This is a genomic window from Kribbella sp. NPDC058245, from assembly GCF_042882005.1.
GTDB lineage: Bacteria > Actinomycetota > Actinomycetes > Propionibacteriales > Kribbellaceae > Kribbella.
Genome location: NZ_JBHVWY010000002.1, coordinates 150,197 through 163,435 on the forward strand (window position 1 = coordinate 150,197; position 13,239 = coordinate 163,435).

Genomic DNA, 13,239 nt, shown 5'->3' on the forward strand with positions numbered 1-13,239 from the left:
CTCGACTGCGTCCACTCAGGGACTTGGACGGAACCCCCCGAGCCTGCCCCTCTGACGCCGCGAGGTCAATCCGGCACTCAGCGTTGTGGCCGGTATGTCCGTAAAGATGTCCATAACGTGACCTCGGTGAGCCCACTGCGGCTGAGCAGGATCCGGTCCCGCGACACCTGATTGATGCCGTGGGCAGCCATGTCCTCGTAGAGCTCCTCGACCGCGTCCAGACCGATCCGCTGCACCAGGTAGCGGACGGCCAGCCAGCTCACGCCGTACACGTCGGCGTTGCTCTCGTAGAAGCCGGCGTCGGTCGGCAGCGCGCGCAGCGTGGGCATCGCCTGGTCGATGACCTCCTGCTCCCACTTCGAGACCTCGCCGGACCCGCTGATCGCCTCGATGCCGCTCCAGGAGACATACTCCGCCGCGCCCTCGGCCAGCCAGAGCGGTTCGTACCCACCGAGGTCGGCGGTCGCGACGTGCGTGAGCTCGTGGGAGAGCAGGATCTCGTCGACCTGGTCGCGCTGGTTCGGGTTGATCACGATGTAGGCGCCGGCCACGGTGCCGTCGGCGGTGTCCTGACCGGGCAGCGACGAGAAGGTCGACCCCGCGCTCGCCGCTGACTCGATGTCCTCGTCGGCGAACCGGGCATCCCGTACGTCGGTGTCGTCGAGCGCGATGATGAGCGCCGACCCACGCCAGCGGCGCGGCCAGTAGTCACGTACCTCGGTCAGCCCCTCGGCGGCCTCGGTCAGGATCTTCCGGCCGCGGGCCACGTCACCCTTCTCGACCACGACCAGGACGCGCGGTCCGCGCAGCACCTCGATCCGGCCCAGGTCCCACGCCTCGCGGTGCGCGCCGGGGCCGAGGTCCTTGTCCAGGTCGTCGTCATCGGTCAGCACCCAGCGGCCGGCCCGGCTGATGAACGTGTACCCGAGCTCGGTCGTCACCGGGGCGACGTCGACCTTCGGGATCTGGTAGCGCATCAGGATCCGGACCAGGTACGTCGCCCGCCCGCGAGCCTTGACGACCGCCGGGTCGAAACGCTCCTCGGCCTGGCTGTAGCCGAGCTCGGTGAAGCCGATCTCGACCAGGTTCGCGAAGAGGATCTTCTGCTGGGCGATCAGCTTGGTGTTCGACGGGTCGAGATCCTTGAGGAACAGCGCCAGGTCGCCCTTCTCGACGGCCTGGGCGCGGCGGATCAGGATCGTGTCGATGGCCACCCGGCGGGCGGTCGCCGCGATCGACGCCTTCGACGGTGCTCTCGGCGTACTGGGTGGTGCGGGGGTCGCGGCAAGCCGCGCCCGGGCGTCCTCGGACCGCTCGCCGACGGCGTAGACCACACCGCCGGACACGAGCGCTACCGCCAGCAGCAACCCCAGCCATCGGCGGGGGCCAGCCGGAGCGCCTGGCGGTGGGGCGCTAGGGATGGTCGCACTCACGTCGGGTCGTTCCTCCGAGGGCCCGTCTGTCTACAGCTCGGCCACCCTACTCGGTTCGCCGCGTTCCGCCACCAACACGCCGGTCACGATGCGGCGGCGGTCTTCAATGCCCGGAACAGAGCAGCCTCGGTGAGGCCGACATGCTCGGTCATGATCCGGTCCCGCTCCGCCTGATTCGCGCCCAGGGCGGCCAGTTCCTGATACAGGGTGGCGACTTCTGTGCCACCGAAGCGCTCGAACAGGTAGTCGACGGCGAGCCACGACAGCGGGTACGAACTGTCGGGGTGCTGGAAGAAGACCGCGTCGGCGGGCAGGCTCTTGGCCTTCGCCAGGTACTTCGTCCGGACCTCCTGCCGGTACTTCGGCAGGGCCAGATCCTGGGCGCCGTCCATCGGCAGGAACTCGACGTACGTCGCCGCTCCCTCGACCAGCCAGCGCGGCGCATAGGCGCCGTACGGGGCAGTGGCGACGTGGGTGAACTCGTGCGCGAGGGTGCGGGCGTCGATCCTGGTGCGGTTGTGCGGGTTGACGACGACGTACGAGTCGGCGCGCTCGCCCGCCCCACTGACCTCGCCGGGGAGCGTGCGGTAGACCCAGGTGGCCATCGCCAGCGCGTCCTCGGCATTCTTCGGGACGGTGTAATCCGCGCCGCGGACGATCTTGTCGTCGAGGGCGATCACCACGCCGGAGCCGGTCCAGCCGCCCGGCCAGTTCTTGCTGACCGCCTTCACCGCGCTGGTCGCGATCCCGATCAGTTTGGTCGCCAGCTGCTGCTGCCCCTTCTCGACGACGACAAGCACCCGTGCGGCGCGTTTCACCAGTACGTCGCCTGTGTCCCAGGCCTCCTCGTGTGAACCGCGCGGAAGGCGTTTGTCGAGGTCCTGGTCGGAGACGAGCGTCCATTTGCCAGCCGCGCGTTCACTGAACGTGTAGCCGAGCATCGAGCGGACGGGGACGGAGTCGATGCCGCGGATCTGGTAGGTCATCGCGACGGCGACCAGGTACGTCGAGGGGCCGTACTTGCTGGTCACGGCGTCGTCGTACTGCTGGGAGAGCTGTTGGTAGGCGAGCTTGGCGAAGCCGAACTGCTTCAGGTTGGTGAAGAGGATGCGCTGGCGCGCGACCAGGCTCTGGTTGGCGGGATCAACATCGGCCAGGAAGGCCGCTTCGTCGTCCTGGAGGACGGCCGTGGAGCGGCGCTTGAGGACCTTGTCGACGGCCGCGGACCTGGCCGCCAGGTCGATCGCCGGGGCCTTCGGACCGGCCGCCGACGGCTGATCAGCCTCGGTGCTGGATTGATGCAGCGCCAGACCGCCCGCGACCGCCGCGGCGATCAGCACGAACGACAGCAAGAACGGCCAAAGCGGCGTACGGGCCCGTCCTGCTGCCCGTCGCCGCGCCGGCGCCGCATGGCGGCCCACTCAGGCCGCCTGCTCAGGCTCCGCCAGGCCGGGCCGGCTCATCGATCTTGTCGCCCTGGGTCTGGGCGATGGCTTCGATGACGTCCCGCGCGATCTGCTGGCCCGTGAGGCCGATCTGCTGCAACACCGCCGCACGCTTCGCATGATCCAAGAACTGCTGTGGGATGCCGAAGTCACGCACCGGCGTACCGACGTTGTGGTCGCGCAGGGCCTGGGCGATCATCACGCCGCAGCCGCCGGCGCGGCCGTTGTCCTCGATCGTGACGACGAGCTTGAACTTGGGCGCCAGCTCGATCAGCTTCGGATCGACCGGCTTCACCCAGCGCGGGTCGACCACGGTGACGCCGATCCCCTGCGCCTGCAGCCGGTCGGCGACTTCCATCGCGGTGGCCGCCATCGAGCCGATACCGACCACCAGTACGTCGGTGCCCGAGCGGTGCAGGACGTCGAGGCCACCGATCTTGTCGATCGGGTCGATGTCCGGGAACACCTCGCCCTTGGCATATCTCACGACGGTCGGGGCGTCGCTGACGTCGACCGCCTCGTTGAGCAGCTCCACCAGCCGTGTGCTGTCCCGCGGCGCGGCCAGCCTGAGGCCAGGCACGACCTGGACGATCGACATGTCCCACATGCCGTTGTGGCTCGCGCCGTCGTCACCGGTTACCCCGGCGCGGTCGAGCACGAACGTCACGCCGCACTTGTGCAGGGCGACATCGAGCAGCAGCTGGTCGAACGCGCGGTTGAGGAACGTCGCGTACAGGCCGACGACCGGGTGCATGCCGCCCATCGCGAGGCCCGCGGCGCTGGTGACCGCGTGCTGCTCGGCGATCCCGACGTCGAACGTGCGGTCGGGGAAGGCCTGCTGGAACTGGTTCAGCCCGGTCGGGTTCATCATCGCGGCGGTGATCGCCACCACGTCCGGCCGGCGGTGACCGATCCGGACGAGCTCCTCGGCGAACACGTCCGTCCACCCACGCGGCTTGTTGGCCGGGCGCATCTGGTGGAAGTTGTCCTCCTCGTCCTGCTCGGCAGCGGCGTACCCGAAGCCCTTCTGGGTCACCGCGTGCACGATCACCGGACCGCCGAACGCCTTCGCGTTGCGCAGCGCGTCTTCCATCGCCTCGCGGTCATGGCCGTCGACAGGACCGACGTACTTGAGGCCGAGGTCCTCGAACATGCCCTGCGGGGCAAGCATGTCCTTGAGCCCCTTCTTCACCCCGTGGAGCACCTCGTACATCGGGGGGCCGACGTACGGCGTCCGGCCGAGGTTCTTCTTGATCAGGTCGAGGATCTTCTCGTACCGCGGGTTCGTGCGCAGCGCGGTCAGGTGCGTCGCCAGCCCACCGACGGTCGGGCTGTACGACCGGCCGTTGTCGTTGACGATGATCACGAGCTTGAGGTCCTTGGCGGCGGCGATGTTGTTCAGCGCCTCCCAGGCCATCCCGCCGGTCAGGCCACCATCGCCGATCAGCGCGACGACATGGCGGTCCTCCTTGCGGATCCGGTACGCCTTGGCCAGGCCATCGGCATACGAAAGACTCGTGCTCGCGTGGCTGTTCTCGACGATGTCGTGGTCGGACTCCGCCTGGCTCGGGTAGCCGCTCAGGCCGCCCTCCTGCCGCAGGCTGTCGAACTTCGGCGCCCGGCCGGTCAGCAGCTTGTGCACATACGTCTGGTGCCCGGTGTCGTAGATCAACCGGTCCGTCGGCGAATCGAACACCCGGTGCATGGCCAGTGTGATCTCCACCATGCCCAGGTTCGGCCCGAGGTGACCACCGGTCCGCGACACGGTCTCCACCAGCACGTCCCGGATCTCCGCCGCGAGATCGGTGAGCTCCTTCGGCGTCAGCTTCTTCAGATCAGCCGGCCCGCCGACCGTCTCCAGCACGCGCATCGAGCCCCTTCCACCGGACTTGAGAGAACGCTTGAGTCTATGCATGTGCCCGCGCGTTTCCGAACCCGGTCACGACGTGCTGTGAATCTCAGTTCCTGAGACGCTCACTGACAGTGATTAGTTCGGGGTCTCCCCTACAGTGACCGCATGCAGCAGGTGACCACACTGTTCACCAAGTACGACGGCACCCCCCATCGCCTGATGGAGGCCGTCCATCTCGGCGAGGACGAACACGGCCTCTGGGTAGGTTCCCTCCCCGGCCAGCGCGCCCGCCGCGCCGACGGCACCTGGATCACCGTCGACCACCACCGCGTCCGCCTCTTCCCCCGCGGCCAATGGTGGTCCGCCCTCTTCAACGACGACCCGCACGCCACCCGCATCTACTGCGACGTCACCATGCCCGCCGAGTTCGGCGTAGACACCGTCACCCTCGTCGACCTCGACCTCGACATCCGCCTGCTGCGCACGGGCGCCGTACGAGTCATGGACGAAGACGAGTTCGAGGCCCACCGGGTGAAATTCGGCTATCCGCCCCAGGTGGTCGCCACCGCCCAAGCCACCTGCACATGGCTGGCCGCCAACATCACCGTCGCCGAACCCTTCACCACCGCCTACCAGCCCTACCTGGCCGCCGTCAAAGCCCTCTAGACAGCAACCGGCCCCCGCCGGCTAGGAGCCCCCCTGAGCCGACAAGGGCCGATCAACCCGCGCCCTCTAGGAACGCGACCCCACCCATCCTCAACCACTCCCCGTACTTGTTCCACCCCTAACAGCAAACTTGCACCTTCCTGCAACGCCCTTCGACGCCCGCACCGACCAGTGGTCACGACTACGCCGGCGTGCCTCGTCGTCCGGCCAGTCGAACAGCGGCCTCGCATGCGCACGGGCGACCACGAGGTGTCACCTCATTTTCGCCACCAAGACGTAAAGACCTCGATCGCGACGGACACATCATCAGTGTCAACTTGACTCTCCGAATCGGATTCTAGCGTGAACGGTGGCGCACCGTCCACATTAGAATCCAGCTGCAAACGGTCAGAATTCGATGGAAGCGTCAAGAACCATACATTGTCATCGTCCGCCGGACGCCTTACCTCAAGGCGCTCGACATGGAGTTCGGGGAATCTTTCACGAAGACCGGAAAGAATGTCATCGACCGGCCCTCCAACCCGGAAAGCAAGGTCCCATGAAGCTTTGCCGCTCATATTCGAAATCGCTCCGATCGATATGCTCCCTTCAGCAGCCAACGCCATGGCACAGCAACGCCTCAGCCCGGCCCCCGACCCTTGCCCTCAGCCCTGCCCAGAGTCACTGCGCCGATGGAGTTGCACTCCCCCTGGACTGCCCGCCGTCGCATCGGCATTGGGTTCCCAGCAACGCAATTCTTGCCTAGCTGGCAAGCCAGGCGATTGTGTCTTCGTTTTCAGCGGCCGTTCGGTACGAATCGCCGATGTTCAGACGGGCGACATCCCGGAGAGACTGCACACGATTCGGGCTCGGAAGGACGCAGGTCCCGATACTGTCTTGCCATACCGTGCCCTGCAAAAACACCGTCCCATCGAGCGCAGACATCACGAACGCAGGATGACCAAATGGGCCGCCCGTAATACCGGCCGCGCAGCCCGCGCCCATGATGTCCCAGCCGTCCAGCAATTCGACAAGCCCCCAAGCGGCCTCGACATCCGTATCGTCGACGGCCTTCGGGTGCGGGACACTAATGGCGAGTAGGAAGTGGCTTTCTGCTGAAAACAATCCAAATCTCGTCGCCAATTCGAACCAGTCCGCGTTCGCCTTCAAAACTCGTGCCAGGTCATCGAGTGCGGTCGTACGATCCCGGCGGCCCTCATCCGGTCGACATGATGTAACCATGCCCGCAAGGTACGGAGGGATACCCGTCCCGCGCCTGAATCCCAAGAACCCCAGACCGCACTCCGCCATAGTTTGCTCGAGGCGCCGCTCATCCGTAGACATTGAACCACCGACCCCTTTCAGCATGGATCAACATCTATCAACTTAACAAAAATGCCCTGCACCCTTTTGTTCCCACGTGGCCCGACCCATTTGTTCGCGTATCCGGATTAGTGTTGGCATTGTGGTCAGGAGCCGCAGGCTCGTTGGCCTGGGTAGTCGGTGCAGACTTCGGTGGTTGCCAGGTTGCCGGTGTAGAGGTGGATGTTGTCCAGGCGGCCGGTGAAGGGGGCGCCGGTGGGGCCTGGTTTGCCGACGGTGGTGGTGCCGTCGCGACGGGGGGCGGTGAAGGATCGCAGTGAGCCGTCGCGGCTTCGGAGGTCTCGGGTGAGCGAGATCTGGTCCTGGCTCGGGTCGCGATCGTTGAGGACGTAGCTGGCGGTGATGAGGTGCCAGCCGTCGAGGTCCTCCTCGTCGGCGGTGACCGTGAGGGTGGCAGCTGTTTCGGTGTTCGAGCCGGCGTTGGCGCGCGCGAAGGTGAACTGGCCGGAGTCGCCGACAGGCTCGTAGGCGAGGCGCCAGGTGTCCGTGGTGGCGGTGCCTTGGCGGAGGATTACGCCGGGCTTGGTCGGGTCGGTCAGCTTGACCATGACGGCGAGGGAGAAGCTCGCGCTAGCGTCGACCAGGGGACGGCCAAGGGACACTGATGCACGCGACGATCCATTGAGCTGCAGGACCTTGCCTCGCTCGGCGTCGTCGACGAAGGCCTTGGACTGGTCGGCGCCCTGGAAGCCTGAGACGGTCAGGTCGGCGCCGCGGACGGTCTCCGGGGACCGCCAGACCTGGTCAGCGCCGCGCACGGCGGTGTCGAGCGGCCAGTGTGCGACGTCACCTGTGACCACCATGCCGTTCGAATCCTTTGGCAACTGCAGCTCGAGGACCTCTTCCGGACGTAGGACTCGCTGCCAGATCTGCAGGTTGTCGATGGATCCGGCGAAGTAGCCGCCGGCCGCACCGGTCAGCAGACCACGGCCGACAGTCAGCGCACCGGTTGCCTTCCACACGGCAGTGGCAGGAGACGTCGTCTCCTGCTGAAGACGGCCGTTGACGTAGAACTTGAGCGCTCCCGTAAGGACGTCGTACATCGCCAACAGGTGCGACCAGGCGCCGTTGACGGGAGCCTCTTTCGAGGATGCCTTGTACAGCGTGGGATTGCGGACGTCGGCCGAGGTGCGCGCAAAGACCCAGCGTTTGCTCGAGGGGTCGTAGCCGAGGCCGGTAGCAGTGGTGTTGGCTCCATTCGCGGAGGCGATGACGCCGAGCTTCGATGGGTTCGTGGGGCGCGCCCACACCGAGATCGAGAAGCTCTGCGAGGTGTCGACGACCGACTCGCTCGCGGACGCGTAGTCGTCGGCTCCGTCGAGGGCAAGGCCTCCGTCCAGACGGCCGGAGGCCTCGAACGTCGACCCGGCAAGCGCGAGCGGGTGCGTCAGCCCTGGGCCGTCCGCGGCCGTCGTACCACTGCCGTCGTTGAACTCCCACGAACCGACCGGGCCGGGCGCGGGGCCGACGAACAGCATGAAGTTCGTGTCCTGGCTGGGCTGCCCGAACGAATTGACGCTCTGCACCATCAGGAGTAGTCGCCCGTCGTTCGGCGGCTCCAGCTCCAGCGTGGCGGCCGCCCCGTCGACGGTCACGGGATTCGTGCCGATCCATCGGTAGCGGAGACTTACGGCATCAGGCGAGGTCGACGTAAAGGTGAAGGTCACCTTGTCGCCCAGGGCCACGCGCTCAGAACATCTCGGCAGGTCCCAGCAGTTATCAAGCGGCTCGCCGTGATGAGTCGCCGTGACCGAAGGCGGTGCGGGCGGAACAGGCGGGTCGGCGGCGGATGCGACGGGCACTGTTGTGGCCACTAAAGCTAGTGCGGCCAGCAGTGCCACGGTCAGGCGGCGTCCGGACAGTGGGCGTGCGTGATTCATGTGGTCCCTCCCCAGGGCGGCTTTCAGACCAACGCGCCATCCTGCCGTGTGGGCACGGAGCGTGTCCATGAAGTTGCACGAAGCTGCAGAAACCTGGGCGATGGGAGCCGGTCGCGCGATAGCTTTGGGGGATGGGACGGGACGTGCGGGTGGTTTATCGGAAGTTCGACGAGAGTCTGCACTGGCATCAGTGGCTGGAGTGGCTTGGGGAGGACGAGTACGGCGTTTGGCTGGGTGGACGCGTGGGGGCGGTGTCGCAGCGGGGTGAGGGGTTGAAGCTGACGGCCAAGGAAGCGCATGTGCAGTTGTTTCCGCGGGACCAGTGGTTCACGGCGATCTTCAATGACGCGCCGCGGATGACGGAGATCTACTGCGACATCACGACGCCGGTGGAGTTCTTCGAGGATCGCGTGACGATGATCGATCTGGATCTCGACGTGATCAAGCGGCGCGATGGCACTGTGCTCGTGGACGACGAGGACGAGTTCGCGGAGCACCAGGTGAAGTACAACTACCCGCCTGAGATCATCACGCAGGCGCAGGCTTCGTGTGACTGGCTGGTGCAGGCGGTGGTGAACGACGAGCCGTTCACCACCGTCTACAAGACCTACCTGGATATGGTGCGGTAGCTGACGGTCGTGTTCTTCAGCAGAAGGGCGCCGGGAAGCGGGGCGCGTTGGCCGGCGTACATGTCGGCTATGGGCGAGACCGTCAGGTAGAGGTTCTGCCCGGCTGGTACGTCGACGGCTACGGCCGGGAGTTCGATGGTACGGCGGACGCCGTGGGCGGCTCGTTTCTCGCGTAGGGGCAGGGTGTTGTTCTGGATGACGCGGGCGGTGAGGGGGCTGGTGCCTACGCTCAGAGCGAGGAATGCCGGGGTACGCGGGACGATGGTGTAGACGTTCGCGGTGACATGGGGGGTGCCGGCGACGGTGAGGGGGCCGGCGGCGATCTTGACGTTGACGGGGACGCCGGCGCCGGTCGGGGTGGCGATCTTGCCCAGCTTCACCGCGGTGTTCGAGGCCAGCGAACGTTGCGTCAGGCAACGGCCATCGGCGGTGGCCAGGTGGTACAGGCCGAAGCCGGTGAGGCCGGTGTTCTGGCCCAGCAGGTTCAACTTCAAAAACCGCAGGGCCAGGTCGGCGAAGTTGGGCGAGCCCAGGGCGATCGAGCAGGGGTCGCCGGAGGTGCCGTAGCCCGGGGGCATGACGGCGGGGAGGGCGTGGCCGCCGTTGTAGCCGACGAGCATCGAGCGGGAACGGGCGCGCGGGGTGAGGGCGCGGTCGAAGTTCGAGAGGCCCTCGTTGAAGTTGAAGAGGTTGTCGGTGATGCCCTGTTCGAACAGGACGGGGATGTCGAGCTTGCGCCCGTGGGCGACGTGCCAGGCGGGGCCGTTCTTGGCGAAGAAGGCGGTGAGCTCGCGGCCGGCTTTGCCGGGGGGCCAGGCGCCGGTGGCGATCAGGGTGGCCCAGGACTTGCCGATCGCGGGCGGGAGGTTCTTGCCGCCGCTGGCGTAGAGGATGCCGAGCCAGATGGTGCGGGCGGTCTCGGAAGGGGCGAGGGAGCGCTTGAGATCCCACCAGGTGATCTCGGGGGCGAGCGCGTCGAAGCGGGTGCGGCCGTGGTCGCGGATCTCGGTGAAGGCGCCGGCGAGTTGGTAGCCGCCGCCGTACGAGCCGCCGATGGCGCCGATCAGCGGGTCGCCGGGTCGTTGCTTGGTCACCCAATCGAGCGAGGCGACGAAGTCGATCAGTTTGACGACGTCGCGGCCCTCGTAGTCAGGGTTCATCACGTGGGCGACGCCGGTGCTCTCGCCGAAGCTGCGCTGATCGAAGCTCAGGATGCCGAAGCCCGCATCGAGGTGGGCCCGGAACTGGCGGATGTCCGTGGTCCGCGAACCGCCCCAGCCATGGCTGCTGAAGAGCAGCGGCACGGTGTGGCTCGACGACGCGACGGCAGGCTTGAAGAGCGTGTAGCAGATCTTCACCGGCACGGACGTCCCTGGCTCGGGGACCGACTGCACGCAGCCGGTAGTGACGGTGTCTTCAGCGGGAGCGGCAGGGACTGCGACTGCGGGCGCCGGGACGAGCACGGCGCCGAAGAACAGGAGGGCGGAGACGACGGAGACAGTACGACGCATGTGATCACTCCCCGTAGTGGACGGATCTCGCTCCGCACACGCTAGACGACACAGGCCATCTGATCCAGAGCAAGCTGCGACACTGTGCACCGTGCATATTGCGATCGAGATCGTCGCCCTCGTCGCCGTGGTGGCGGGCGGGGCCGCGCTGGCTCGGCGGATCGGGCTGTCGGCTCCCCTGCTGCTCGTGGTGATCGGGGTCGCCGCGTCCTATCTGCCGTTCGTTCCGCGGGTCGAGCTGTCGCCCGAGGTGGTCCTGATCGGCTTCCTGCCGCCGCTGCTGTACTCCGCGGCGATCAAGACCAGCCTGGTCGACTTCACCAAGCACCGCCGGTCGATCGGCCTGCTGTCGGTCGGCCTGGTCGCGTTCACCGCGGTCGGTGTCGGCATGGTGGCCTACTGGCTGCTCAACGTGATGGCCAAGTCCCAGGGCTACCAGCCGCTCCCCCTCTGGGCCGCGTTCGCCATCGGCGCGGTCATCGCGCCGCCGGACGCCGTCGCCGCGACCGCGATCGCGAAACGGGTGGGACTCCCCCGGCGCGTGGTCACGATCCTCGAGGGCGAGAGCCTGGTCAACGACGCGACTGCCCTGGTCATTCTCCGTACGGCGCTCGGCGCGGCGCTGGTCACCCCGACCGTTCTCCATGTCGGGCTCGACTTCCTTCGCGCGGCCGGCGGCGGGATCATCGTCGGCCTGGTCGTGGCGATCGTGCTGGCCAAGGTGCGCAAGCGGTTCACCGACCCGGTGCTCGACACCACGCTCAGTCTGACCGCGCCGTTCATCGCGTACGTCGCTGCCGAGAACCACACCATCCATGCGTCCGGCGTACTGGCTGTGGTGGTCTGCGGCCTGATCCTCGGCCACAAGGCGCCCATCCTGCAGTCAGCCAAGTCACGGATCTCGGAGCGGACCAACTGGCGCACCTTCCAGTTCCTGCTCGAGAACACGGTCTTCCTGCTGATCGGCCTGCAGACCCGCTGGATCCTCGACGAGCTCTCGCGGAGCCCCCTGCCGGGCTGGCTGATCGCCGCCGCGACAGTGGGGGTCTTCCTGGCCACGATCCTGCTGCGGCCGATCTGGGTCATCCCGAGCACCTACCTGTCCCGCCGGATCCTCGGCCGGTCCCGCCCGGGCCCGGTCTCCTTCGGCGCTCTGGTCGTCGTCTGCTGGGCCGGGATGCGCGGCGTGGTCACGCTGGCCGCCGTCTTCACGCTGCCGCCGGACACTCCCCACCGCGAGGTGCTGGTCTTCATCGCCCTGGCGGTCACCGGTGGCACACTCCTCTTGAACGGCTCGACCCTCCCCTGGCTGGTACGGCGACTCAAGCTCCCCGGACCGGATCCAGCCGAGGACGCGCTCCAGGAGGCCGCCGTACTGCAGGGTGCGCATCGCGCCGCGCTCGCGAAGCTGGACGAGATCACCACCCCTGACGACCCTGAGGCTGTGCTCGCGGTCCTTCGGCAGCGCGGTGAGTCGCGTGCGCTTGCTGCGTGGGAGCGGCTGGGGCGTCCGGAGACGGAGTACGAGACGCCGAGCGAGGCGTACCGGCGGTTGCGGATGGCCATGCTGGAAGCCGAGCGGTCGCACATCCTCGAGGTCCGTGACGCCGGTCTGGTCGCCGACGAGGTCCTGCAGCGGGCGCAGGGCGTACTCGACATCGAGGAGTCGATCCTCGACCGCGACGAGGACGACGACGTCGGCGGCCGCTCGGAGGACCTGCGCCCCCCGGCCTCGGCGAGCGGTGGCTGCGAGCACCTCCGCGAGGCGCCGGCGGTCGTCACCCCGAACACGCCTGCCGGCTGTGAGGAGTGTCTGGCCGATGGCGGTACCTGGGTGCACCTGCGGCTCTGCCTGAGCTGCGGTCACGTCGGCTGCTGCGACTCGTCGGAGATGAAGCACGCGAGCAAGCACTACGACGAGACCAAGCACCCGGTGATGCGCAGCTTCGAACCGGGTGAGAGTTGGCGCTGGTGCTTCGCGGACGAGGTGCTCGGCTGATGGCTGACTGTCTGTTCTGCTCGATCATCTCCGGTACGACGCCCGCACACATCGTGCTCGAGACGCCGGAGGTGGTCGGCTTCCTCGACATCCGCCCGGTGTTCAAGGGCCACACGCTGATCGTGCCCCGCGAGCACATCCCGACCATGGTCGAGCTGCCCGGCGAGCTCACCGTCCCACTCTTCGGTACGGCGCGATCCGTCGCGGCCGCGGTCCGGACGGCGTACGAGGCACAAGGTTCGTTCGTTGCCGTGAACAACGTTGTGTCCCAGTCCGTCCCCCACCTCCACGTGCACGTCGTGCCGCGGACGAAAGGGGACGGACTGCGCGGGTTCTTCTGGCCGCGGACCAAGTACGCCGACGATGCCGAAGCCGCCGAGTACGCCGCCAAACTGCGCTCAGCGTTGGAATCCCACCCCTGACGTCCGAAACCACGCCGACCACGTACTGCGCTTCTTCTGA

At 67.2% G+C, this 13,239-nt stretch carries 10 protein-coding genes; 4 read left to right on the plus strand and 6 right to left on the minus strand.

Features of this window, described 5'->3' with window-relative positions; genetic code table 11:
• Nucleotides 1-77 precede the first annotated feature (77 nt).
• The 3 genes from ACFVWG_RS04210 to dxs all read right to left on the minus strand — a co-directional run bounded on the left by ACFVWG_RS04210 (nucleotide 78) and on the right by dxs (nucleotide 4,748).
• Nucleotides 78-1,433 (minus strand): hypothetical protein, encoded by a 1,356-nt coding sequence (locus ACFVWG_RS04210; protein ID WP_391541672.1) that lies wholly within the window; start codon nucleotides 1,431-1,433, stop codon nucleotides 78-80.
• A gap of 83 nt (nucleotides 1,434-1,516) precedes the next feature.
• Nucleotides 1,517-2,854 (minus strand): hypothetical protein, encoded by a 1,338-nt coding sequence (locus ACFVWG_RS04215; RefSeq protein ID WP_391541673.1) that lies wholly within the window; start codon nucleotides 2,852-2,854, stop codon nucleotides 1,517-1,519.
• Nucleotides 2,855-2,867: 13 nt separating this feature from the next.
• A complete protein-coding gene (gene dxs / locus ACFVWG_RS04220; RefSeq protein WP_391541674.1) occupies nucleotides 2,868-4,748 on the minus strand; it encodes a 1-deoxy-D-xylulose-5-phosphate synthase in 1,881 nt (626 codons plus the stop codon).
• A gap of 147 nt (nucleotides 4,749-4,895) precedes the next feature.
• Here dxs and ACFVWG_RS04225 point away from each other — a divergent pair, with 147 nt between their 5' ends.
• A complete protein-coding gene (locus tag ACFVWG_RS04225; protein ID WP_391541675.1) occupies nucleotides 4,896-5,396 on the plus strand; it encodes a DUF402 domain-containing protein in 501 nt (166 codons plus the stop codon).
• 741 nt (nucleotides 5,397-6,137) lie between these two features.
• Here the strand turns inward: ACFVWG_RS04225 and ACFVWG_RS04230 are convergent.
• Nucleotides 6,138-6,545, minus strand: a complete 408-nt coding sequence (locus ACFVWG_RS04230) for a hypothetical protein (RefSeq protein WP_391541676.1) — start codon at nucleotides 6,543-6,545, stop codon at nucleotides 6,138-6,140.
• A 299-nt stretch (nucleotides 6,546-6,844) separates the two neighbouring features.
• A complete protein-coding gene (locus ACFVWG_RS04235) occupies nucleotides 6,845-8,638 on the minus strand; it encodes a LamG domain-containing protein (protein ID WP_391541677.1) in 1,794 nt (597 codons plus the stop codon).
• A 131-nt stretch (nucleotides 8,639-8,769) separates the two neighbouring features.
• Here ACFVWG_RS04235 and ACFVWG_RS04240 point away from each other — a divergent pair, with 131 nt between their 5' ends.
• Nucleotides 8,770-9,267, plus strand: a complete 498-nt coding sequence (locus ACFVWG_RS04240; protein WP_391541678.1) for a DUF402 domain-containing protein — start codon at nucleotides 8,770-8,772, stop codon at nucleotides 9,265-9,267.
• Here ACFVWG_RS04240 and ACFVWG_RS04245 read toward each other — a convergent pair.
• Nucleotides 9,246-10,778: a CocE/NonD family hydrolase gene (locus ACFVWG_RS04245; RefSeq protein WP_391541679.1), complete on the minus strand. Its 1,533-nt coding sequence runs from the start codon at nucleotides 10,776-10,778 to the stop codon at nucleotides 9,246-9,248. The two genes, ACFVWG_RS04240 and ACFVWG_RS04245, sit on opposite strands and share 22 nt — an antisense overlap.
• A gap of 91 nt (nucleotides 10,779-10,869) precedes the next feature.
• Here ACFVWG_RS04245 and ACFVWG_RS04250 point away from each other — a divergent pair, with 91 nt between their 5' ends.
• Nucleotides 10,870-12,777 carry a Na+/H+ antiporter gene (locus ACFVWG_RS04250; protein WP_391541680.1) on the plus strand — a complete coding sequence of 636 codons (1,908 nt, stop codon included), beginning with the start codon at nucleotides 10,870-10,872 and terminating at the stop codon, nucleotides 12,775-12,777.
• Nucleotides 12,777-13,199: an HIT family protein gene (locus ACFVWG_RS04255; protein WP_391541681.1), complete on the plus strand. Its 423-nt coding sequence runs from the start codon at nucleotides 12,777-12,779 to the stop codon at nucleotides 13,197-13,199. Before ACFVWG_RS04250 ends, ACFVWG_RS04255 begins: the two co-directional genes overlap by 1 nt.
• The last annotated feature ends 40 nt before the right edge of the window (nucleotides 13,200-13,239 follow it).

Coding starts and splice junctions, on each gene's coding strand:
- dxs (WP_391541674.1), bottom strand. CDS start 4,748: ATGCGCGTGCTGGAGACGGTCGGCGGGCCGGCTGATCTGAAGAAGCTG.
- ACFVWG_RS04225 (WP_391541675.1), top strand. CDS start 4,896: ATGCAGCAGGTGACCACACTGTTCACCAAGTACGACGGCACCCCCCAT.
- ACFVWG_RS04235 (WP_391541677.1), bottom strand. CDS start 8,638: ATGAATCACGCACGCCCACTGTCCGGACGCCGCCTGACCGTGGCACTG.
- ACFVWG_RS04240 (WP_391541678.1), top strand. CDS start 8,770: ATGGGACGGGACGTGCGGGTGGTTTATCGGAAGTTCGACGAGAGTCTG.
- ACFVWG_RS04245 (WP_391541679.1), bottom strand. CDS start 10,778: ATGCGTCGTACTGTCTCCGTCGTCTCCGCCCTCCTGTTCTTCGGCGCC.
- ACFVWG_RS04255 (WP_391541681.1), top strand. CDS start 12,777: ATGGCTGACTGTCTGTTCTGCTCGATCATCTCCGGTACGACGCCCGCA.